The 20,108-nt window shown below is 71.0% G+C and carries 20 protein-coding genes; 19 read left to right on the top strand and 1 reads right to left on the bottom strand.

Features of this window, described 5'->3' with window-relative positions; genetic code table 11:
* Nucleotides 1-120 precede the first annotated feature (120 nt).
* The 17 genes from ABZX22_RS22315 (at nt 121) to ABZX22_RS22235 (ending at nt 18,128) form a co-directional block, all read left to right on the top strand.
* Nucleotides 121-576, top strand: coding sequence for a DUF2231 domain-containing protein (locus ABZX22_RS22315; RefSeq protein WP_354912105.1), 456 nt, complete (start codon nt 121-123; stop codon nt 574-576).
* Between the two features lie 69 nt (nt 577-645).
* Nucleotides 646-1,890 (top strand): replication-associated recombination protein A, encoded by a 1,245-nt coding sequence (locus tag ABZX22_RS22310; RefSeq protein ID WP_354912498.1) that lies wholly within the window; start codon nt 646-648, stop codon nt 1,888-1,890.
* A 114-nt stretch (nt 1,891-2,004) separates the two neighbouring features.
* On the top strand, nt 2,005-2,157 hold the full coding sequence (locus tag ABZX22_RS22305; protein ID WP_354912103.1) for a hypothetical protein: 153 nt from the start codon (nt 2,005-2,007) through the stop codon (nt 2,155-2,157).
* 97 nt (nt 2,158-2,254) lie between these two features.
* A complete protein-coding gene (locus ABZX22_RS22300; RefSeq protein ID WP_354912100.1) occupies nt 2,255-2,626 on the top strand; it encodes a DUF948 domain-containing protein in 372 nt (123 codons plus the stop codon).
* Nucleotides 2,623-2,853, top strand: coding sequence for a hypothetical protein (locus tag ABZX22_RS22295; RefSeq protein WP_354912098.1), 231 nt, complete (start codon nt 2,623-2,625; stop codon nt 2,851-2,853). Before ABZX22_RS22300 ends, ABZX22_RS22295 begins: the two co-directional genes overlap by 4 nt.
* Before the next feature lie 20 nt (nt 2,854-2,873).
* On the top strand, nt 2,874-5,546 hold the full coding sequence (gene alaS / locus ABZX22_RS22290; RefSeq protein WP_354912095.1) for an alanine--tRNA ligase: 2,673 nt from the start codon (nt 2,874-2,876) through the stop codon (nt 5,544-5,546).
* Between the two features lies 1 nt (nt 5,547).
* Complete coding sequence (gene ruvX / locus ABZX22_RS22285) at nt 5,548-6,030, top strand: Holliday junction resolvase RuvX (protein ID WP_354912092.1); 483 nt, start codon at nt 5,548-5,550, stop codon at nt 6,028-6,030.
* Entirely contained in the window at nt 6,027-7,307 is a 1,281-nt protein-coding gene (gene mltG / locus ABZX22_RS22280; RefSeq protein ID WP_354912089.1) for an endolytic transglycosylase MltG, read from the top strand. Before ruvX ends, mltG (ABZX22_RS22280) begins: the two co-directional genes overlap by 4 nt.
* 229 nt (nt 7,308-7,536) lie before the next feature.
* The gene (gene mltG / locus ABZX22_RS22275) at nt 7,537-8,679 is read left to right on the top strand and encodes an endolytic transglycosylase MltG (RefSeq protein ID WP_354912087.1); all 1,143 of its coding nucleotides are present in this window, start codon (nt 7,537-7,539) and stop codon (nt 8,677-8,679) included.
* Nucleotides 8,680-8,826: 147 nt separating this feature from the next.
* Nucleotides 8,827-9,657, top strand: coding sequence for a shikimate dehydrogenase (locus ABZX22_RS22270; RefSeq protein WP_354912084.1), 831 nt, complete (start codon nt 8,827-8,829; stop codon nt 9,655-9,657).
* Between the two features lie 402 nt (nt 9,658-10,059).
* The gene (gene infC / locus ABZX22_RS22265) at nt 10,060-10,695 is read left to right on the top strand and encodes a translation initiation factor IF-3 (RefSeq protein ID WP_354912081.1); all 636 of its coding nucleotides are present in this window, start codon (nt 10,060-10,062) and stop codon (nt 10,693-10,695) included.
* Between the two features lie 118 nt (nt 10,696-10,813).
* The gene (gene rpmI, locus ABZX22_RS22260) at nt 10,814-11,008 is read left to right on the top strand and encodes a 50S ribosomal protein L35 (RefSeq protein ID WP_354912078.1); all 195 of its coding nucleotides are present in this window, start codon (nt 10,814-10,816) and stop codon (nt 11,006-11,008) included.
* Between the two features lie 24 nt (nt 11,009-11,032).
* The gene (rplT, locus tag ABZX22_RS22255; RefSeq protein WP_354912075.1) at nt 11,033-11,416 is read left to right on the top strand and encodes a 50S ribosomal protein L20; all 384 of its coding nucleotides are present in this window, start codon (nt 11,033-11,035) and stop codon (nt 11,414-11,416) included.
* 774 nt (nt 11,417-12,190) lie between these two features.
* On the top strand, nt 12,191-12,994 hold the full coding sequence (locus ABZX22_RS22250) for an RNA methyltransferase (RefSeq protein ID WP_354912072.1): 804 nt from the start codon (nt 12,191-12,193) through the stop codon (nt 12,992-12,994).
* 277 nt (nt 12,995-13,271) lie between these two features.
* Nucleotides 13,272-14,327 (top strand): ATP-binding protein, encoded by a 1,056-nt coding sequence (locus ABZX22_RS22245; protein WP_354912070.1) that lies wholly within the window; start codon nt 13,272-13,274, stop codon nt 14,325-14,327.
* 205 nt (nt 14,328-14,532) lie between these two features.
* A complete protein-coding gene (gene pheS, locus ABZX22_RS22240; RefSeq protein ID WP_354912496.1) occupies nt 14,533-15,573 on the top strand; it encodes a phenylalanine--tRNA ligase subunit alpha in 1,041 nt (346 codons plus the stop codon).
* Nucleotides 15,573-18,128, top strand: coding sequence for a phenylalanine--tRNA ligase subunit beta (locus ABZX22_RS22235; protein ID WP_354912067.1), 2,556 nt, complete (start codon nt 15,573-15,575; stop codon nt 18,126-18,128). Before pheS ends, ABZX22_RS22235 begins: the two co-directional genes overlap by 1 nt.
* A gap of 116 nt (nt 18,129-18,244) precedes the next feature.
* On the opposite strand, the gene ABZX22_RS22230 is transcribed toward ABZX22_RS22235, so the two are convergent.
* Nucleotides 18,245-18,844, bottom strand: a complete 600-nt coding sequence (locus tag ABZX22_RS22230; protein WP_354912064.1) for a Uma2 family endonuclease — start codon at nt 18,842-18,844, stop codon at nt 18,245-18,247.
* Between the two features lie 76 nt (nt 18,845-18,920).
* On the opposite strand from ABZX22_RS22230, the gene ABZX22_RS22225 reads away from it, so the two are divergent.
* Together ABZX22_RS22225 and ABZX22_RS22220 are read left to right on the top strand one after the other, a co-directional pair.
* Nucleotides 18,921-19,157 carry a hypothetical protein gene (locus tag ABZX22_RS22225; RefSeq protein WP_354912061.1) on the top strand — a complete coding sequence of 79 codons (237 nt, stop codon included), beginning with the start codon at nt 18,921-18,923 and terminating at the stop codon, nt 19,155-19,157.
* 124 nt (nt 19,158-19,281) lie between these two features.
* On the top strand, nt 19,282-20,028 hold the full coding sequence (locus ABZX22_RS22220) for a metallophosphoesterase family protein (protein WP_354912058.1): 747 nt from the start codon (nt 19,282-19,284) through the stop codon (nt 20,026-20,028).
* Nucleotides 20,029-20,108: the final 80 nt, after the last annotated feature.

The following is a 20,108-nucleotide window of genomic DNA, read 5'->3' as shown; positions in this document are numbered from 1 at the left end:
GCTGGACGTAAGTAGCTGGTGGGAGAGATGGGGCTTATGTCCTGAGAAGTAGATGAGAAACCGGTCTCAGCGAACCTCGGCGTGGTGGGATCCGTGTTCATATGAGAACGGAGTCGTGAAATGTTCAACGAGATCCTGGGCCTCCCCGCGCACCCACTGATCATCCACTTCGCGGTGGTGCTCACCCCGCTGCTGGTCGCCGCCTCCGTGGCGTACGCACTCGTGCCCCGCTTCCGGCCGTCCCTCGGATGGGCGGTGGTGGCGCTCGCGCTCGCCGCGCCCGCCGCCGTCTTCGCCGCCCGCCAGAGCGGCGGCGCCTTGAAGGCGGCCCGGTTCTCGCAGGTGGAGGGAGAGCTCGGTCAGCGCATCGCCGAGCACCAGAGCTTCGCCCTGCCGCTGCTGCTGGCCACGGCCGGCCTCGGCATGGCCGCCCTGCTGATGGTCTTCCTGTGGCGGGCCGAGCGGCGCGTGCCCGCCTGGGCGGCGTCGGCGGTGACGGTGGCGCTGGCCGTCGCGGCGGGCTACTACGTGTTCCGAGCAGGGGATTCGGGCGCCAGGGCGGTGTGGGCCCTGTAGGCTCGATTTGTGGAGAGTCTGTTCGATTCGGCCGCAGAGGAGGCCACCCCCCAGCCCCTGGCGGTGCGGATGCGCCCCCGCGCCCTCGACGAAGTGCTCGGCCAGCGCCACCTGCTCGGCCAGGGCACCCCGCTGCGCCGGCTGGTCGAGAGCGACGCGCCGATGTCGCTGTTCCTGTGGGGGCCGCCGGGCACCGGCAAGACCACGCTCGCCTACGTGGTCGCCGGCGTCACCAAGCGCCGCTTCGTCGAGATCTCCGCCGTGTCGGCCGGCGTCAAGGACGTCCGCGCGGCCATCGACAACGCGCGCCGCGAGCTCGGCATGACGGGCAGGCAGACCGTGCTGTTCGTCGACGAGGTCCACCGCTTCAACAAGGCCCAGCAGGACGCCCTGCTGCCCGCGGTGGAGAACAGGTGGGTCACCTTCATCGGCGCCACCACCGAGAACCCCTTCTTCTCGGTGATCTCGCCGTTGCTGTCACGCTCGCTGCTGCTGACCCTCGAGTCGCTGTCCGACGACGACATCCGCGCCGTGTTGCGGCGGGCCGTCACCGACGAGCGCGGCCTGTCCGGCCGCGCCACGCTCGCCCCCGAGGCGCTGGAGCACCTGGTACGGCTGGCGGGCGGCGACGCCCGCCGCTCGCTGACCTACCTCGAGGCCGCCGCCCTGCTGGCCGACGACATCACGGTCGAGGTCGTTGAGAAGGCGGTCGACAAGGCGGCCGTCCGCTACGACCGGCAGGGCGACCAGCACTACGACGTCATCAGCGCGTTCATCAAGTCGATGCGCGGCTCCGACGCCGACGCCGCGCTCCACTACCTGGCCCGCATGATCGAGGCCGGGGAGGACCCCCGGTTCATCGCCCGCAGGATCGTCATCTTCGCCTCCGAGGACGTCGGCCTGGCCGACAACACCTGCCTGCAGACGGCGGTCGCCGCCGCGCAGGCCGTCCAGCTCATCGGCCTGCCCGAGGCGGGCATCAACCTGGCCCACGCGGTCATCCACTGCGCGCTGGCCCCCAAGTCCAACGCCGTGGTCAAGGCCATCGGGGCGGCCGCCGACGACGTGCGGCGCGGCCTGATGGGCCAGATGCCCGGCCACCTGCGCGACGCCCACTACCCGGGCGCGGCCAAGCTCGGCCACGGCAAGGGCTACAAGTACCCGCACGACTTCGAGCACGGTCTGGTCCGCCAGGACTACGCGCCCGAGGAGGTGCGCGAGCGCCGCTACTACGCGCCGACCAGGCACGGCGCCGAGGCCGGCGTCGCCGACCGGTGGGCCAGGATCCGCGACTTCCTGCGCGGATCCCCGTGAGCCTGCACCACGTGGAGCTGTGGGTCGACTCGCTGGAGGCGGTCCTGCCCGGCTTCACCTGGCTGTTCACCAGACTCGGCTACGAGCCTCACCAGGAGTGGGAGGGGGAAGGTCGTGGCGGCCGAGGCGCCGGCGCACGGATGGCGGCTGATGTTCGCCGACCGGCACCCCCACGCGGGCGGCCCCGGCCACCACGCGGCCTACCTGGAGAACGCGCAGGGCTTCGAGGTGGAGCTGGTGGCCGGAGCGCGTCGGGCGCCGGAGTGACTCGCTCGGCGCGACATACACCCAGCAGGCAGTCGAGTGGTATCCGGCACGATAGGGTCTTTCCCATTCCACGACGCCAACGGGGACGGATCCGCTGATGCTGACCGCAGGAGAACTGGCCGGGCTGATCGTCGCCATGGCCTGGGCGATCCTCGTCTGCTTTCTCGCCATGGTGCTCGTCAAGCTCGCGCGGCTGCTCAGGGAGACCACCAAGATGGTCTCCGACCTCAACGACCGGGTCGTGCCCCTGCTGGAGGACATGAGCATGACCGTCAACGAGGCCAACCGGCAGCTCGTCGCCGTCGAGGCCATCACCCGCGACGTCAAGCAGGTCAGCGGGCACGCCGCCAAACTCAGCGCCGTCACCCAGACGATCTTCACCGGGCCGCTCATCAGGGTCTCCGCCCTCAGTCACGGCGTGCGCAGGGCCATCGAGGTCCGCAAGCAGCCGCGCAGGAGGCGGCGGTGATCAGGCGGCTGTTCTACATGGCGCTCGGCGCGTTCGGCGCCGTGTGGGTGATGCGCAAGCTGCAGACCCTCAAGCCCGACCACGTCGCCCGCAGGGCCGCCGACGGTGCCAGCGGGCTGCTGCTGCAGGTGAGAGACTTTACCTCCGAGGCGCTCGGCGAGGCCGCCGACCGCGAAATCGAGTTGCGATCCCGCTTCGGGCTCGACAACCCTGACACAACCCACTAACGCAAAGGATGGCCGCTGATATGGAGTCGGCAGAGATCGCCCGCCGCTTCCTGCGCTTCTTCGAGGAGCGTGGGCACAAGGTCGTGCCCTCGGCCAGCCTGATCGCTGAGGACCCGACGCTGCTCCTGGTGCCTGCGGGCATGGTGCCCTTCAAGCCGTACTTCCTGGGGCAGCGCAAGCCTCCGGCGGCACGGCTGGCCAGCGTGCAGAAGTGTGTGCGCACCCCCGACATCGACGAGGTCGGCAAGACCACCAGGCACGCCACCTTCTTCCAGATGCTCGGCAACTTCTCCCTCGGCGACTACTTCAAGGAACTGGCGATCCCGTACGCCTGGGAGCTGCTGACCAAGCCCGAGTCGGAGGGCGGCTTCGGCTTCCCCGAGGACCGGCTCTGGGCGACGGTCTACCTCGACGACGACGAGGCCTTCGACATCTGGCACAACAAGGTCGGCGTGCCGGTCGAGCGCATCCAGCGCCGCGGCCTGGCCGACAACTACTGGCACATGGGCGTGGCCGGCCCCGGCGGCCCCTGCTCGGAGATCTACTACGACCGCGGTCCCGAGTACGGCCGCGAGGGCGGGCCCATCGCCGACGAGAACCGCTACCTCGAGGTCTGGAACAACGTCTTCATGCAGGACCAGCTGAGCGCGGTCCGCAACAAGACCGACTTCGACATCTCCGGCGAGCTGCCCAACAAGAACATCGACACCGGCATGGGCCTCGAGCGCATGGCGGCGATCCTGCAGGGCGTCGACAACATCTACGAGATCGACACCACCTACAAGATCCTCGACAAGGCCGCCGAGCTCACCGACTCGCGCTACGGCCGCGACCCGCGCGCCGACGTCAGCCTGCGCGTGGTCGCCGACCACGTCCGCACCGGCACCATGCTGGTCGCCGACGGCGTCGGCCCGAGCAACGAGGGCCGCGGCTACGTGCTGCGCCGCATCCTGCGCCGCTCCATCCGCAACCTGCGCCTGCTCGGCTCGGGCGAGGAGCGCTACATGCACGAGCTCACCGCGGTCGCCATCGACGTGATGGGCGAGCAGTACCCCGAGCTGAAGAACGACGCGCCGCAGATCCACGCGGTCATCGACGCCGAGGAGACCTCCTTCCTCGGCACGCTGCGCACCGGCACGGCGATCTTCGACGTCGCCGTCGAGGAGACCAAGCGCAAGTCCGGCACCACGCTCTCCGGCGACCAGGCCTTCCAGCTCCACGACACCTACGGCTTCCCCATCGACCTCACCCTGGAGATGGCGGCCGAGCAGGGGCTCAAGGTCGACGAAGAGGGCTTCCGCCGCCTGATGAAGGAGCAGCGCGAGCGCGCCAAGGCCGACGCGGCGGCCAAGAAGACCGGCAACGCCGACATCTCCGTCTTCGGTGAGCTGCTGGAGAAGGCGGGCACGGTCGAGTTCCTCGGCTACGACCTGACCACGGCGGAGTCCAGCGTGGTCGGCATCCTCGTCGACGGCGTCCCGGTTCCGGTGGCCGGCGCGGGCTCGACCGTCGAGGTCGTGCTGGGCCGTACCCCCTTCTACGCCGAGGGCGGCGGTCAGCTCGCCGACCAGGGCGTGCTGCGCACCTCGGGCGCGCAGGTCGACGTGCTCGACGTGCAGTCGCCGATCAAGGGCCTGGTCGTCCACCGCGGCAAGGTCCGCACCGGCGAGCTGCGCCTCGGCGACGAGGTGCAGGCCGAGGTCGACGTCGAGCGCCGCAAGGCGATCTCGCGCAGCCACAGCGCCACCCACCTGGTGCACCGCGGCTTCAAGAACGCCCTGGGCGAGTCGGCGGCGCAGGCGGGCTCGGAGAACTCGCCCGGCCGCTTCCGCTTCGACTTCACCTCCGCCGGCGCCGTGCCGCCCAGCGTGCTGCGCGACGTCGAGGACGAGGTCAACGCCGTCCTCATCAACGACCTCAGGGTCAACGCCTTCTACACCTCCCAGGCCGAGGCCAGGGCGATGGGCGCGCTGGCCATGTTCGGCGAGAAGTACGGCGACGAGGTCCGCGTCGTGGAGATCGGCGACTACTCCCGCGAGCTGTGCGGCGGCACCCACGTCCACTCCTCGGGCCAGCTCGGCCTGGTCAAGGTGCTGGGCGAGCAGTCGGTCGGCGCGGGCGTGCGCCGCGTGGAGGCGCTGGTCGGCATCGACGCCTTCCGCTTCCTGGCCCGCGAGTCGCTGCTGGTCGCCCAGGTGACCGAGCAGCTGAAGGCGCGCCGCGAGGAGCTGCCCGAGCGCATCGAGGGCATCGTCTCCAGGCTCCGCACCGCCGAGAAGGAGCTGGAGAAGCTGCGCTCCGCGCAGGTGCTCCAGATCGCAGGCGATCTGGCCGCGCAGGCCCGTGAGCTGCACGGAGTCTCTGTCGTGACCCACCGCGCGCCTGATGGAACCGGGCCCGATGATCTGCGTAAGCTCGCGCTTGACGTGCGCGGCAGGTTCGCCGGTGACCGTCCGGCGGTCGTCGTGCTCGCCGGGGTCCCCTCTGACCGTCCGGTGGTGGTTGCCGCGGTCAACGAGGCGGGGCGCGAGCGGGGGCTCAAGGCCGGGAGACTGGTCGGCGTCGCCGCCAAGGCGCTTGGGGGTGGCGGTGGCGGCAAGGACGATGTCGCGCAGGGCGGGGGCACCCGTCCTGAGGCGATCGACGAGGCGTTGCGCGTGGTCGGCGAGACCATCGCGGAGCAGCTCGCCTGACATGAGATTCGGCGCACGACTCGGCGTCGACGTCGGGTCCGTACGCATCGGAGTGGCCCGCAGCGACCCCTCGGGACTGCTGGCCACTCCGGTGGAGACCGTCAGACGCGGTGCGGGCGACCTCGACCGCATCGCCGTCCTGGTCGAGGAGCACGCGGCGATCGAGGTGATCGTCGGGCTGCCCACCTCGCTGTCGGGACGTGAGGGCCAGGCCGCGGCGCTGGCCCGCACCTTCGCCGTTGACCTCGCCGTACGGCTGGCACCCGTGCCGGTGCGGCTGTTCGACGAGCGGCTGACCACGGTCGCCGCCCAGCAGGGGCTGCGGGCCAGCGGCGTCAAGGCCAAGAAGCAGCGCTCCGTCGTCGACCAGGCGGCCGCCGTCGTGCTGCTGCAGGACGCGCTCGACGCGGAGCGAGCCACAGACCGGCCACCAGGCAGACCCGTCGATCCGCCCGAAGCGGCGGACGACGGGTCTGCCCGGTGAGCGGGCCGGACGACGAGGGACCCCGCACGACGCCGGGACGTCCCCTGGAGGACACGGCTCCGCTGCCGGTGGCCGAGCTGCCGTCGAGCCGGCGGCCCGGCGACGACGACGGTGACTCGCTGGCCGAGGTGATCCCCTTCAGCAGACCGGTGGAGGACGAGGGGGAGACCGGCGGTGACGGGCCCGACCTGCCGGCCGCCGGCTGGGCGGCCTCGCCGGCAGCCGATCGGGCGGCCTCGGGCCGGCGCCGGGCCAGGCGCAAGGCCGCCACGCTGGCGGGTGGCGCCGCCGCCTCCGCGCTGGCGCTCGGCACCGCGGGGTTCGTGGTGCTGAAGCCGTACGTCATGCCCGCGGACTTCGACGGGGCGGGCACGGGAGCGGTCACCGTGCACATCCACCCGGGAGCCAGCGCGGGCGACATCGGGGCGCTCCTGACCGAGGCCGGCGTGGTGGCCAGTGCCCGCTCGTTCGCCAACGTCGCGCAGGAACGTTCCAAGGCGGCGAGCCTGTATCCCGGGCACTACCTGCTGCGCAAGGGGATGGCCGCCGCCGCGGCGCTCGACCTGCTGCTGACGCCGAGTGCCAGGGTGGTCAAGCGGGTCACGCTGCCCGACGGCATGCGGCTGTCGGAGGCGCTGCCGTACCTGGCCAAGCAGTCGGGCATCCCGCTCCAGGACTTCCGGACGGCCAGGGTCGCCACGCTGGGCCTGCCCCGCTACGCCCGCGGCCTGGAGGGCTTCCTCTTCCCGGCGACCTACGAGGTCGAGCCGGGCGGCACGGCGGCCGACCTGCTCAGGCGGATGGTCACCCGGTTCAGGGAGGCGGCCGCGAGCATCGGCCTCGAGTCACGTGCCGCGGGGGTCGCGCTCACGCCGCTGGAGGCGGTCACCGTGGCGAGCCTGGTGCAGGCCGAGGGCGGCAGGGACGGCGACTATCCGAAGATCGCTAGAGTGATCTACAACCGGCTCAGGAGCGGCACCCCGCTCCAGCTCGACGCCACCGTCACCTATGCGCTCAACCGGCGCACGCTGAAGCTGTCGCAGGACGATCTCAGGGTGCGCTCCCGGTACAACACCTACCGGCACAAGGGCCTGCCTCCGGGGCCGATCGCCAATCCGGGGGAGAAGGCGCTGCTGGCCGCGTTGCACCCGGCCAGGGGCGATTGGAACTGGTTTGTGACAACCAACCCGGAGCATAGAATCACGAAATTCACCGACAAAGAGAGTGAGTTCGTGAGATACCGGGAAGAGTTGAACGACTACCTCGGGACCCATTGATGCTGCTCGGGGCCTGCTTAGTCCCGCCGAGGACCGGGGCCGGGGCGGAGGCGCGCACGCCTGCCGCATCCCCTAGCATTGCTACACATCGTGATAACCGCTGGTCACCGGCTCAAGGCCGGCGGATCCCCTCGTTCGGCTCGGTAACCCCCACCGGTTTGGTGTTCCCCCTTGACGCCAGGCCGTCCATACCGGGAGATTGGCCACCGCATCTATGAACGATCTCGACATGGACTTTTTGCTAGGCTCCGAGGACGACGAAGGTCGGGCCAGGGGCCGCTCTCGCGGTTCCGGCAAGGTGGGCCGTGGCCGCCGCAGGCGCAGGCGCCGCAACCGCGGCGGATTCCTCGCCCCGCTGCTCGCTGTGATCGTCCTCGTGGGCATCATCGGCGGTGGCGGCTACTACGGCTACCTGTGGCTCAGCGACGCGCTGGTGCCCGACGACTTCAAGGGACCCGGCACCACCGAGGTGGTCATCCAGGTCAAGGACGGCCAGACCGCCGCCGACGTCGCCAAGACCCTGCAGGCGCAGGGCGTGGTGGCCAGCGAGCGCGCCTTCACCAACGCCATCGCCGCCGCCGGCAAGAGCTCCGAGCTGCGACCCGGCCAGTTCACCCTGAAGAAGGGCATGTCGGCCGCCGCCGCCGTCGAGGCGCTGGTGTCGGGCAAGAAGCTGCAGAACACCGTCCTGATCAAGGAGGGGGAGCGGCTCACCAAGGTGTTCGACATCCTGGCCAAGCAGACCAAGAAGTCGCGCAAGGAGTTCGTCGCGGCGGCCAAGGACAAGGAGGCCATCGGCCTGCCGTCCTACGCCAAGAGCCTGGAGGGCTACGCCTTCCCCGCGACCTACGAGTTCGAGCCGAACGCCACTCCCACCCAGATGCTCACCCAGATGGTCGACCGCTACACGCAGGCGGCGTCGGCCACGAACCTGGAGGAGTCGGCCAAACAGCTCGGCCTCACCCCGGGGCAGATCATGACCGTCGCCAGCATCGTGCAGGCCGAGGCGGGCACGTACGAGGACATGCCGAAGATCGCCGAGGTGATCTACAACCGTCTGTCGCGCAAGCCGGCGATGAAGCTCCAGATGGACAGCACGGTCATGTACGCGCTCAACAAGTACGGCATCGCCGCCTCCCATGCCGATCTGGAGACCAAGTCGAAGTTCAACACCTACATGTACGAAGGGCTGCCGCCGGGGCCGATCAGCAACCCGGGTGAGCACGCGATCGAGGCGGCGCTCAAGCCGAGCGACAGCGGCTACCTGTACTTCGTGACGACCGACCCCAAGAACAAGGTCACCAAGTTCACGGCCAGCGAGGCGGAGTTCTGGAAGCTGAAGGCGGAGTTCGAGCGCAACGGCGGTGGGTGACCCGGCCGGCCCGCGCGGGCTCGGCGCCGGCTCGGCGCAGGCTGGGCTCGGTGAGGCGTGGCCCGTGCCGCCGGGTGGGGCTCGCGCGGGCCTGCCGTACCGGGCGATAGAGTCCTGGAGACCCAGGGCGCGGTGAAAGGAGCAGGTGTGCGGACCACAGGACGGGCAGCGGTGCTGGGCTCGCCGATCACGCACTCGCTCTCGCCGTTCCTGCACCGGGCCGCCTACCAGGCCATGGGCCTGACCGGCTGGACCTACGAGGCGCGCGAGTGCGACGAAGCCGGCCTGCCCGCCATGCTCGACGCCGAGGACTGGGCGGGGCTGTCGCTGACGATGCCGCTCAAGCGCGCCGTGCTCCCGCTGCTCGACACCGTCTCCGACCTGGCCGTCGCGGTGGGCGGCGCCAACACGGTGGTGTTCGCCGGCGGCGCCAGACACGGCGACAACACCGACGTCCACGGCATCGAGCAGGCCCTGGCCGAGGCGGGCATCCCCGCCCCCGGCTCGGCGCTGGTGCTGGGCGGCGGCGCCACGGCCGCCTCTGCCCTGGCCGCACTGCGCGGCCTCGGCACCGGCGCCGCGACACTCGTCGTGCGCGACCCCGCGCGGGCGGGGGAGACGATCGAGGTGGCCGAGCGGCTCGGGATGGCGCTGGCGGTCGAGACGTTCGACAAGCTGGACGCGTTGCTCGACGTCGACCTGGTGGTCTCCACGCTGCCCGGTGGCGCCGCCGATGCTTTCGCGGGCCAGGCGGCGCGGGTCCCCGCGCTGTTCGACGTCGTCTACGCCCCCTGGCCGACGCGCCTGGCCGCCGCGGTGCGGGCCGCGGGCGGAAAGGTGGTCGGCGGGTTCCCGATGCTGCTGCACCAGGCGGTGCGCCAGGTGGAGCTGATGACGGGCCGGACGGACGTGCCGGTGGCGGCGATGCGCGCGGCGGGCGAGGCCGAGATCCTCAGGCGCGCCACTCGAACGGGTTGATTCCCGGTCCCCGCGAAGTCTTGACTTTACGGTGACCGGCCCCGGGCAGCCCGATCACGGGCACGCCCGATGGGGCTGAGCCTGGCCGTTCTCCGGCCGTCTCGGCGAAGACGGGCCTGGTCCGCGGCCCGCTGTCGTGTGCCAGGCCGTCCAGGAAATGCGTCAGCCAGGCGGGATGATTCGGCGGGCGCTCGTGGTTGTGGTAATGTAGCTCCCTGATCGGTCCGGCATGCTTGCTGGACGCGCAAGCGGAGGTCTCCCTCCCACCTGAGTCACCGTGAGGTGTCCAGGTCCAGGATCACGCCGGACTTACTCCGGGGAGCTTACGGCCATTCGAGCCGCCAAGCTCAGTGGCCCCGCATGCGCGATGTGCGGGGCATTTTCGCGTTTACATCCGCGTTGATGCCCGGCACGATCGAGCGCGTAGGGATCGCATACCTAGGAGGCCCCATCAGCACTGAGCCCCGCATCAACGAGCGCATCCGTGTGCCCGAGGTTCGCCTCGTCGGCCCTAACGGTGAGCAGGTCGGCATCGTGTCCATCCACGACGCCCTGAAGCTCGCCCAGGAGGCAGACCTCGACCTCGTCGAGGTCGCGGCCACGGCTCGTCCGCCCGTGTGCAAGCTCATGGACTACGGCAAGTTCAAGTACGAGTCCGCGATGAAGGCGCGCGAGGCGCGCAAGAATCAGGCGCACACGATCATCAAGGAGATCAAGCTCCGGCCGAAGATCGACCCGCACGACTACGAGACCAAGAAGGGTCACGTGGTGCGGTTCCTCAAGGCGGGAGACAAGGTCAAAGTCACGATCATGTTCCGCGGACGTGAGCAGTCGCGTCCCGAGCTGGGTTTCAGGCTCCTGCAGAGGCTGGCCGAGGACGTCACGGAGCTCGGCTTCGTCGAGTCCCAGCCCAAGCAGGACGGCCGTAACATGATCATGGTGATCGGTCCGCACAAGAAGAAGGCCGAGGCCAAGGCCGAAAAGGCAGCGGCCAAGGCGCAGCGTGGCAGCGAGGAGCCTTCCGAACCGGAAGAGTGACCCGCAGTTCGGGTTAGCCTTACAGGCGACCCAGCCAGCGCCAGTCGAACAAGCCGCAACCGGGCCGGCCCGCACCGGCCCGGGATTCGGCACGGACGAATTGAGGAGAGACGGCGAAATGCCGAAGATGAAGACGCACAGCGGTGCGAAGAAGCGGTTCCGGTTCACCGGAACCGGCAAGATCAAGCGCCGCCGCGCCAGCCGCGCGCACTACAACGAGTGGAAGTCGTCCACGCTGACGCGCCGTCTCAAGAATGAAGTCGTCATTTCCGACGCTGACTACAAGAAGACCAAGAAGCTGCTCGCCAAGTAGCGCAAGTCCCCGGGGAGATAGAACATGGCACGCGTGAAGCGGGCGCTCAACGCCAAGAAGAAGCGCAGGGTCGTCCTCGAGCGGGCGAGCGGCTACCGTGGCCAGCGGTCCAGGCTGTACCGCAAGGCCAAGGAGCAGATGCTCCACTCGATGACCTACGCCTACCGTGACCGTAAGGACCGCAAGGGCGCTTTCCGCCGCCTGTGGATCCAGCGGATCAACGCGGCGGCTCGTCAGAACGGCATCACCTACAACCGCCTGATCCAGGGTCTGCGGCTGGCCAACATCGAGGTCGACCGCAAGATCCTCGCCGACCTGGCGGTCAACGACAGCCAGACCTTCGCGACGCTGGTCGAGGCCGCCAAGAAGGCCCTGCCGGCGAACGTGAACGCGCCGGCCGCGGGCTGACCGTTCGGCACGGATTCGCACGGGCCCACCGCCACGTCGGTGGGCCCGTTTTGTTTGCCCGGCCCGGTTCGGGCGGACATGGGGCCGGACGGCACGCGGGTGGTTCGCGTCGCCGTCCCGGCTCGCGCCCCTGCCCTTCCGGACAGGCGGTGTCACGGCGCGGCCCCTGGTGGCCGGGCCCAGTGGCTTCCGGGAGGAACCGCTCGATGGCCGGTGGGTCGCCGGTGCGCCGAGAGCGGCCTGCCCAACGGGGTGGGGGTTCTCTCGTGGCCACGGCCTCCTGGCTCTCTCGCGGGAGCGGCCTCTTGGCTTTGTCCGGGAGCGGTCTCCTGGCTTTCTCGCGGGAGCGGGCCGCCGGTGGCTGACGGACGGCGGGAGTGACCGATCATCCGGCGGGTTTCGCGGCACGGGGCGACCGGCCTGGTGCGGCTCATGTCGATCTGCGGGTCGCTGAGAGCTGCCTGACAGCCGCGCAACGGCCGTTCCTGAGGGTGATCGCCGGCAGCGGGCAGGCGCGACGGCCGGACCGGGTTCGGCCCGACCGTCGCCGGCGGGCCGGCAGGCGGTGAGCGGACCGGGTTCGGCCCGACCGGCGGCAGCGGGCAGACGGGCGGTGAGCGGACCGGGGTCGGTGAAGCGGGCCGTGAGCGGCTCCCGGCCTCCCGCGGCGGCCCGCGCGAGCGTCCCTCATGCTCTTCAGGGGTCCGGGAGGGTCGTGAGAGCTGGACAATGGCTCGTGCGGGCACGAGCGTTCGACGAGTGGGGGACTGGAGCATGGCGGGATCCGAGCTGACCAACGTGAAGTCGCCGCGCGTGAAAGCCGCGCGCCGGCTCACCAAGCGCGCTTTCAGGGAGCAGGACCGCAAGTTCCTCGCCGAAGGACCCCAGGCCGTGCGCGAGGCGCTCAAGCTGGACGGCGTGGTCCTCGAACTGTTCACCACCGCCGAGGCCGAGGTGCGACACGGCGACCTCATCAGCGAGGCCACGCTCAAGGGCGTTCCGGTCCAGCGGGCCAGCGGCGAGGTCATGGCCGAACTGGCCCAGACGGTGACGCCGCAGGGCCTGGTGGCGATCTGCACGTTCGTGCACACGCCCCTGGAGCAGGCCGTCACCGAGCAGGCCCGGCTCGTGGCGGTGCTCGCGCACGTGCGCGACCCCGGCAACGCGGGCACCGTGATGCGTACGGCCGACGCGGCCGGCGCCGACTCCGTCGTGTTCACCGACGCCTCGGTCGACCCCTACAACGGCAAGTGCGTCAGGGCCAGCGCGGGCAGCCTGTTCCACCTGCCCGTGGCCATCGGCTCGCCGGTCGCGCAGGCCGTGCGGCGGCTGAAGGACAGCGGGCTGCGGGTGCTGGCGGCCGACGGGGCCGGCAAGCACACGCTGGACGACGTCGACCTGTCGGGGCCCACGGCCTGGGTGTTCGGCAACGAGGCGTGGGGGCTGCCCGAGGAGATCCTGGCGCTCACCGACGACGTGGTGCGGGTACCGATCTACGGGCAGGCGGAGAGCCTCAACCTGGCGACCGCGGCGGCGGTCTGCCTGTACGCCTCGGCCAGGGCCCAGCGGAACGGCTGAACCGGCCCGGAACCGGCCGGGCAAGCGGGTTTGCCCCGCAGGCGCGGGACGGCGGCGCGTGACGGCGGCCCGCCGGTGAGCTCGCGTGCCGTCTCCCTGGACGGGCGGGCATGCGTGCCCTGGGTGGGCCCGGCCCGGCGGTAGCCGTACGGGAGGACAGGGCGACCCCAGCGCAAGGCGGCGCGCGCGGGTGCCCTCTGGTGTGGGAAACCCGCTATTGTCGGCCATGTAGGTTGAGGAGGCGGGGTTCGTGCGGGGCGAAGGTACCGGTTGGCGGGTGTCCGATCCGGCGTGCACGGTGCCCGTGGACGACCTGCCCGACGGGCTCATCGTGACCGACCGCTTCGGCGTGATCCTCACCGTCAACAGGGCCGCCGCCAGGCTCACCGGCGTCAGCCGCGAGCGCGCGGTCGGCGGTGACATCAACGAGGTGTTCCCGTTCCGCGACCACGACGGCCGCGAGTGGTGGAAGTGCCTCGACCCCGAGGGCGGGCTGCGCACCAGGACCAGGGTGCCCGAACGGCCGCTCCACCTGCCCGGCGGGCAGGAGCTGCACGTGGCGGCCAGGCTGGTGCGCGAGCCCGAGTGCGGCGGCGACGTCGCGCGGGTCACGATCACCCTGCGCGACGGCGGCGCCAGGGCGCGGCTCGAACGCAGCCGCGCCGACCTGGTCTCGACGGTCGCCCACGAGCTGCGCTCGCCGCTGACCAGCGTCAAGGGCTTCACCGCGACGCTGCTGGCCAAGTGGACGCGCTTCACCGAAGAGCAGAAGCTCGTGATGCTGGAGACCGTCAACAACGACGCCGACAGGGTCACCAGGCTGATCACCGAGCTGCTCGACGTCTCGCGGATCGAGTCGGGGCGGCTGGAGATCCACCGGGCGGTCGTCGACGTGCCCGCCCGGGCCCGCAAGATCATCGCTGGCAGGGTCGCGGCGGGCGAGCCCGAAAACCGCTTCCAGCTGCGGGTCTCCGGCGAGCTGCCCGAGATGTGGCTCGACGGCGACAAGATCGACCAGATTCTCGGTAACCTGGTGGAGAACGCGGTGCGCCACGGCAGGGGCACCGTCACGATCGACATCGAATCCGTCGGCTGGGGAGTTGCCGTGTCCGTGCGAGACCAGGGTGAGGGCATCGCGCCCGAGCTGGCCCCGCGCGTCTTCCAGCAGTTCTGGCGCGGCAACAGCCGCAGGCGCGGCGGCACGGGCCTTGGCCTGTTCATCGTCAAGGGCCTGGTGGAGGCCCACGGCGGCACCATCACCGTGCAGCGCGCGCCCGAGGGCGGGGCCGAGTTCCGATTTACCATGCCCGCCGGGGCACCCGACTTCGCCTGACCGTACGGCGAGCACGGACCCGACGGGCTTTTCCACAGGCGCGAGGCGCGGCCGGTCGTTTTCCACAGGCAGGCGTCGCCGCGCACGACCCTTTCTGCCGATCCGACTAGACTCGGGTCCGCTCAAGCCCTGGATACGGAGCTCTCTCTTGTCTGACTACGACCCCGTCGAGGTCACCCCTCTGCACGCCGACGAGTTGGCGCGCATGGAGGCCGAGGCCGTCGCCGCGATCAAGGCGGCGGGCGATCTCGACGCACTCAAGCAGGTGCGCCTCGCACACGCCGGAGACCGCTCGCCGATCGCGCTGGCCAACCGCGAGATCGGCGCCCTGCCGCCCGCGGCCCGCGCCGAGGCGGGCAAGCGCATCGGCGGCGCCCGCAAGGCGATCAACGAGGCCCTCGCCGCGCGCCAGGCCGAGCTGGAGGCCGAGCGCGACGCCCGCGTCCTCGTCGAGGAGACGGTTGACGTCACGCTGCCCTGGGACCGCGCGCCCCGAGGCGCCCGCCACCCGCTCACGACCATGCAGGAACGCATCGCCGACACCTTCGTCGCGATGGGCTACGAGGTCGCCGAGGGCCCCGAGCTCGAAGGCGAGTGGTTCAACTTCGACGCGCTCAACATCGCGACCGACCACCCGGCGCGCTCCGACCACGACACCTTCTTCGTCGAGTCCACCGACTCCGGCAAGGTGCTGCGCACCCAGACCTCCCCGGTGCAGATCAGGGCGCTGCTGCAGCGGGGCGTGCCGGTCTACGTCGTCTCGCCCGGCAAGGTCTTCCGCACCGACGAGCTCGACGCCACCCACACGCCGGTCTTCCACCAGGTCGAGGGGCTGGCGATCGACGAGGGCCTGACGATGGCCCACCTCAAGGGCACGCTCGACCGCTTCGCCGAGGTCATGTTCGGCGAGGGCATCACGACCAGGTTCAGGCCCAACTACTTCCCCTTCACCGAGCCTTCGGCCGAGATGGACCTCAAGTGCTTCGTGTGCAGGGGTGCCTCGGCCGTTCCCGGCAACCCGCCCTGCCGCACCTGCAAGTCGGAGGGCTGGATCGAGTGGGGCGGCTGCGGCATGGTCAACCCGCGCGTGCTCGTCGCCTGCGGCGTCGACCCGCGCAAGTACTCCGGCTTCGCCTTCGGCATGGGCATCGAGCGGACGCTGATGTTCCGCCACAACGCCGAAGACATGCGTGACATGGTCGAGGGCGATGTCCGCTTCACCCTCCCGTTCGGAATGGAGATCTGATGAAGGTCCCGCTTTCCTGGCTGCGGGAGCACGTCGACCTCCCCGCCGTCACCGCGCACGAGGTGGCGGACAAGCTCACCGCCGCCGGCCTCAAGCTCGAGAGCATCAGCTCCCACGGCCATGACGTGAAGAACGTCGTGGTGGGCGAGGTGCTCTCGATCGAGGAGCTGACCGGGTTCAAGAAGCCGATCCGCCACTGCATGGTCGAGGTCGGCGAGGCCGAGCCGCGTCAGATCGTCTGCGGCGCCACCAACTTCGTGGTGGGCGACAGGGTGCCCATCGTGCTGCCCGGCGGCGTGCTGCCCGGCGGCTTCGAGGTCGGCGCGCGCAAGACCTACGGCCGCATGTCCGAGGGCATGATCTGCTCCGAGCGCGAGCTCGGCCTCGGCGACGACCACGACGGCATCATGGTGCTGCCCCAGGACACCCCGATCGGCACCGACGTGGTCGAGCTGCTCGGCCTGCGCGACGACGTGCTCGAGCTGGAGATCACCCCCGACATCGGCTACGCCCTGTCGATTAGGGGCGTGGCCCGCGAGGCGGCCACCGCCTTCGGCGTGCCGTTCCATGACCCGGCGGCGATCGAGCTGCCCGCCGACACCGAGCCGTCCCACCCCGCCTCCATCGGCGACCCGACGTCCTGCGACAGGTTCGTGCTGCGCGAGGTGCGCGGCTTCGACCCGTCCGCGCCGAGCCCGCTGTGGATGCGCACCAGGCTCACCAGGGCCGGCATGCGTCCGGTGTCGCTGGCCGTCGACATCACCAACTACGTGATGCTGGAGCTCGGCCAGCCGCTGCACGCCTTCGACCGCACGAAGCTGACCGGCGAGATCGTCGTACGGCGCGCCGTCCCCGGCGAGACGCTGGAGACGCTCGACCACGTCGTCCGCAAGCTCGACACCGACGACATCCTGATCACCGACGACTCGGGCGCGATCTCGATGGCGGGCACCATGGGCGGCCTGCACACCGAGATCTCCGACGACTCCACCGACATCGTGATCGAGGCGGCCCACTTCTCGGCCACCGGCACGGCGCGCATGTCCCGTCGGCACAACCTGGTGTCGGAGGCGTCCAAGCGTTTCGAGCGCGGCGTCGACCGCGAGCTGCCGCTGGTCGCCTCGTGGCGGGCGGTGCAGTTGCTGACCTCCCTGGGCGGTGCCACCGCCGTCCCGGGTGTCACCCACGCCCAGAGCGAGGTGTCGCCCGTGCGGATCGCCATCCCGACCTCCCACCCGGGGGCCGTGGCCGGCGTGCCGTACTCCCGCGAGACGGTCGTCACCCGCCTGGAGCAGGTGGGCTGCCAGGTCGTGCCGGGCGCCGACCCGGCGCCGCAGCGCGGCGGTGTCGACCCCACGGGCGTGGTCTCCGGCGGCGACACCGACGGGCTGCTGGCCGTGACGGGCGACGACATGATCACGGTCACGCCGCCGTCGTGGCGCCCCGACCTCACCGACCCCAACGACCTGGCCGAAGAGGTCATCCGCCTCGAGGGCTACGCCGACCTGCCCTCGATCCTGCCCAAGGCTCCGGCGGGCGCCGGGCTGACCGAGGCGCAGCGGCTGCACCGGCGGGTCGGCCGCACGCTGGCCGCCGCCGGCTACGTCGAGGTGCTGGCCTACCCGTTCCTCGGCGAGCGCGACCTCGACCACCTGCAGCTGCCCGAGGGCGACGACCGCCGTCGTGCCGTACGGCTGGCCAACCCGCTGTCGGAGGACGAGCCGCTGCTGCGCACCACGCTGCTGCCCGGCCTGCTCAAGACCCTGGTGCGCAACGTGGGCCGCGGGTTCAACGACGTGGCGCTGTTCGAGACCGGCCTGGTCTACCGGCCCGGTGAGGGCACGCCCGTCAAGGCGCCCGTGCTCGGCGTCGACCGCCGGCCCTCTCCCGAGGAGCTCGAGTCGATCGAGTCGGCGCTGCCCAGGCAGCCGCAGCGGGTGGCCGTCGTGCTGGCCGGCGAGTTCGAGCGCTCCGGCTGGTGGGGCCAGGGCCGCCAGGCCGGCTGGGCCGACGCCGTACAGGCCGCGCGGCTCGTGGCGAGCGAGGCCCGCGTGGAGCTGGCCGTGGTCGCCGACCAGCACGAGCCGTGGCACCCCGGCCGGTGCGCCGCCCTCTACGTGGGCGACGTCCTCGTGGGCCATGCGGGAGAGCTGCACCCCAGGGTGGTCGAGGCCTACGGCCTGCCGCCGCGCACCTGCGCCATGGAGCTGGAGCTCACCCGCCTCGAGCAGGCCATGCCGGGGCCGGTCGAGACGCCCCCTGTCTCCTCCTACCCGATCGCCACGCAGGACGTCGCGCTGATCGTCCCCGACTGGACCCCGGTCGCGGACGTGGCGGCGGCGCTGCGTGACGGCGCGGGCGAGCTGCTGGAGTCGGTGCGGCTGTTCGACGTCTACACCGGAGCGCAGGTGGGCGAGGGCAACAAGTCGCTGGCCTACACGCTGCGCTTCCGCGCCGCCGACCGCACGCTGACGGTGGAGGAGACCACCGCCGCCCGCGACGCGGCCGTCGCGATGGCCGCCGACCGGGTCGGCGCGCAACTGCGCGGGGCGTAGGAGAGACAGTGAAAGGGGGCCCCTCGGGGCCCCCTTTTTTCGTGGCGACCTTCGTGCCGCCCGGCTCGCGGATTCGTCCAGATCTCAGAGCCGATTGATCTCAGCGCCGGTCGATCTCAGAGCCGGGCGATCTCGGTGAGGTCGATGTCGAGGTCGAACGGGACGGTGAGCTTCAACCGGTCGTGGTGGATACCGGTGAGCCCGTAGGCGCAGGTCGCGGGGTCGAGCTCGTTGACGTAGACGACGGGACCATGTGCGTCGTTCTCGACCCGCCAGTGGTGCCTGATGCCCGCCTCCGCGTACAGCTGCGGCTTGCGCTCGCGGTCGCGCACGAGAGAGTCCGGCGCCACCACTTCGGCGGCGAGCAGCACGTCGGCCGCCTGGTAGGAGGTCTCCTCGCCGTGCGCCGCCTCGGCGCGGACGATGCTCACGTCAGGCTCGGGCCGCTGGGCCGGGCCGAGGACGACGCTCATGTGCCTGCGCACTTTGAGCGTGCCCGGAGCCTGGCGTCGCAGCTCGAACTCCAGGAGCGAGAGCGTGCGCATGTGGAGGGACGGCTGTGGGCTCACGAACACCAAGCTTGCGTCAATCAACTCCGTGCGCGCAGGCAGATCCGGAAGGTGATCGAGGTGCTCGGCGGCGAAGCCCTCGGCCGGAGGGAAGACCCAACCGGGTAGCGAGCGAGTCGTCTCCGGTGTCACCGCGTCGGACGCCATGGGCCCACGGTAGGTGATCTACGCCGCTCACGCCCGGAGAACGAGGAGGCAGGGCCGGGCTCTAGGCTTGCCGTCCATGAGGCAGTTGCTGGTGTTCTCCGAGCGTGACGACGCCGAAGAGGTGGCCGAGACGCTGGTCGAATGGTTCCCGCGGCTCGGCGGTGTGCCTGCCGTCGTCAGGGAGACGCTCGCCGGGGAGGACGACGCCGAGGACGCGCAGTGGCTCGTCGTCGTCGAAGGGCTCGGCGAGGAGCACCTTCCGCGGGTCGACGCGCTGGTGGAGGAACGCGAGGGCTGGCGCGAAAGCGGCTGATCGCCCGCGGTGGTGATGCCTGAGGGGACGCGGAGCGGCTGACCCGAGGGTGCGGGCGACCGGGCGGTCCGCCGCGGGCGAAAGCCCTTGAGGGGCGCGCGGGCGATCCGGCAGCGTGAACGTCATGCGTGTAGCCGTACTGTCCGACATCCATGGTGTCCTGCCCGCGCTGGAGGCCGTGCTGGCCGAACCCGACGTTGTGGCGGCGGACCTGCTCGTCCTCACCGGTGACATGGCCGCGGGCCCGCAACCCGTTGAGACGCTCGACCTGCTGGTCTCGCTGGGGGAGCGGGCGCTGTGGGTGAACGGCAACGCCGACCGGGAGCTGGTGGAGGTCGCCCGCGGCGAGCCGAGCGCCTACCCGATCTCGCAGTGGGCCGGCCGGCAGCTGCGCGATGACCAGGTGGAGTTGCTGGCGGGCCTGCCGGACGCGCGCGAACTGGATCTCGGCGCCCTGGGCACGACGCTGTTCGTGCACGCCACGCCCCGGCGTGACGACGAGATGATCCTGGTCGACAGCACGATCGAGCGTTGGGCCGAAGTGCTCGACGGTGTCGGGGCGGACACGGTCGTGCTGGGCAACACGCACATGCCGTTCGTCAGGCTGGTCGACCGCAGGCTGGTGGTCAATCCAGGCTCGGTCGGCATGCCGTACGGCACGGCGGGCGCCCACTGGGCCCTGCTCGACGCGGGAAGCGGCGCCGTCACGCTCCGCCGTACCCTGTTCGACGCACGAGCGGCAGGCGCACGGATCGTCGAGGAGAGCGGCTTCCCCGGGGTCGCCGGGTGGGTGGCCGACTACGTCACCGGACTCCACTCCGACGTGGAGGCGCTGCACGCGTTCGGGAAAGCCGAGGGCAGACCCGCCTAGCGCCACGCCTTCGCCGCTCGTCCTTCCCGGGCGTTCCCGACGCCCCGGCGGCAGACCATCACGCATGCCCTCGACCGACG

It is taken from the genome of Nonomuraea sp. NPDC003804 (genome assembly GCF_040610675.1).
Taxonomy (GTDB): domain Bacteria; phylum Actinomycetota; class Actinomycetes; order Streptosporangiales; family Streptosporangiaceae; genus Nonomuraea.
This window is presented reverse-complemented; position numbering and strand designations above follow the sequence as displayed.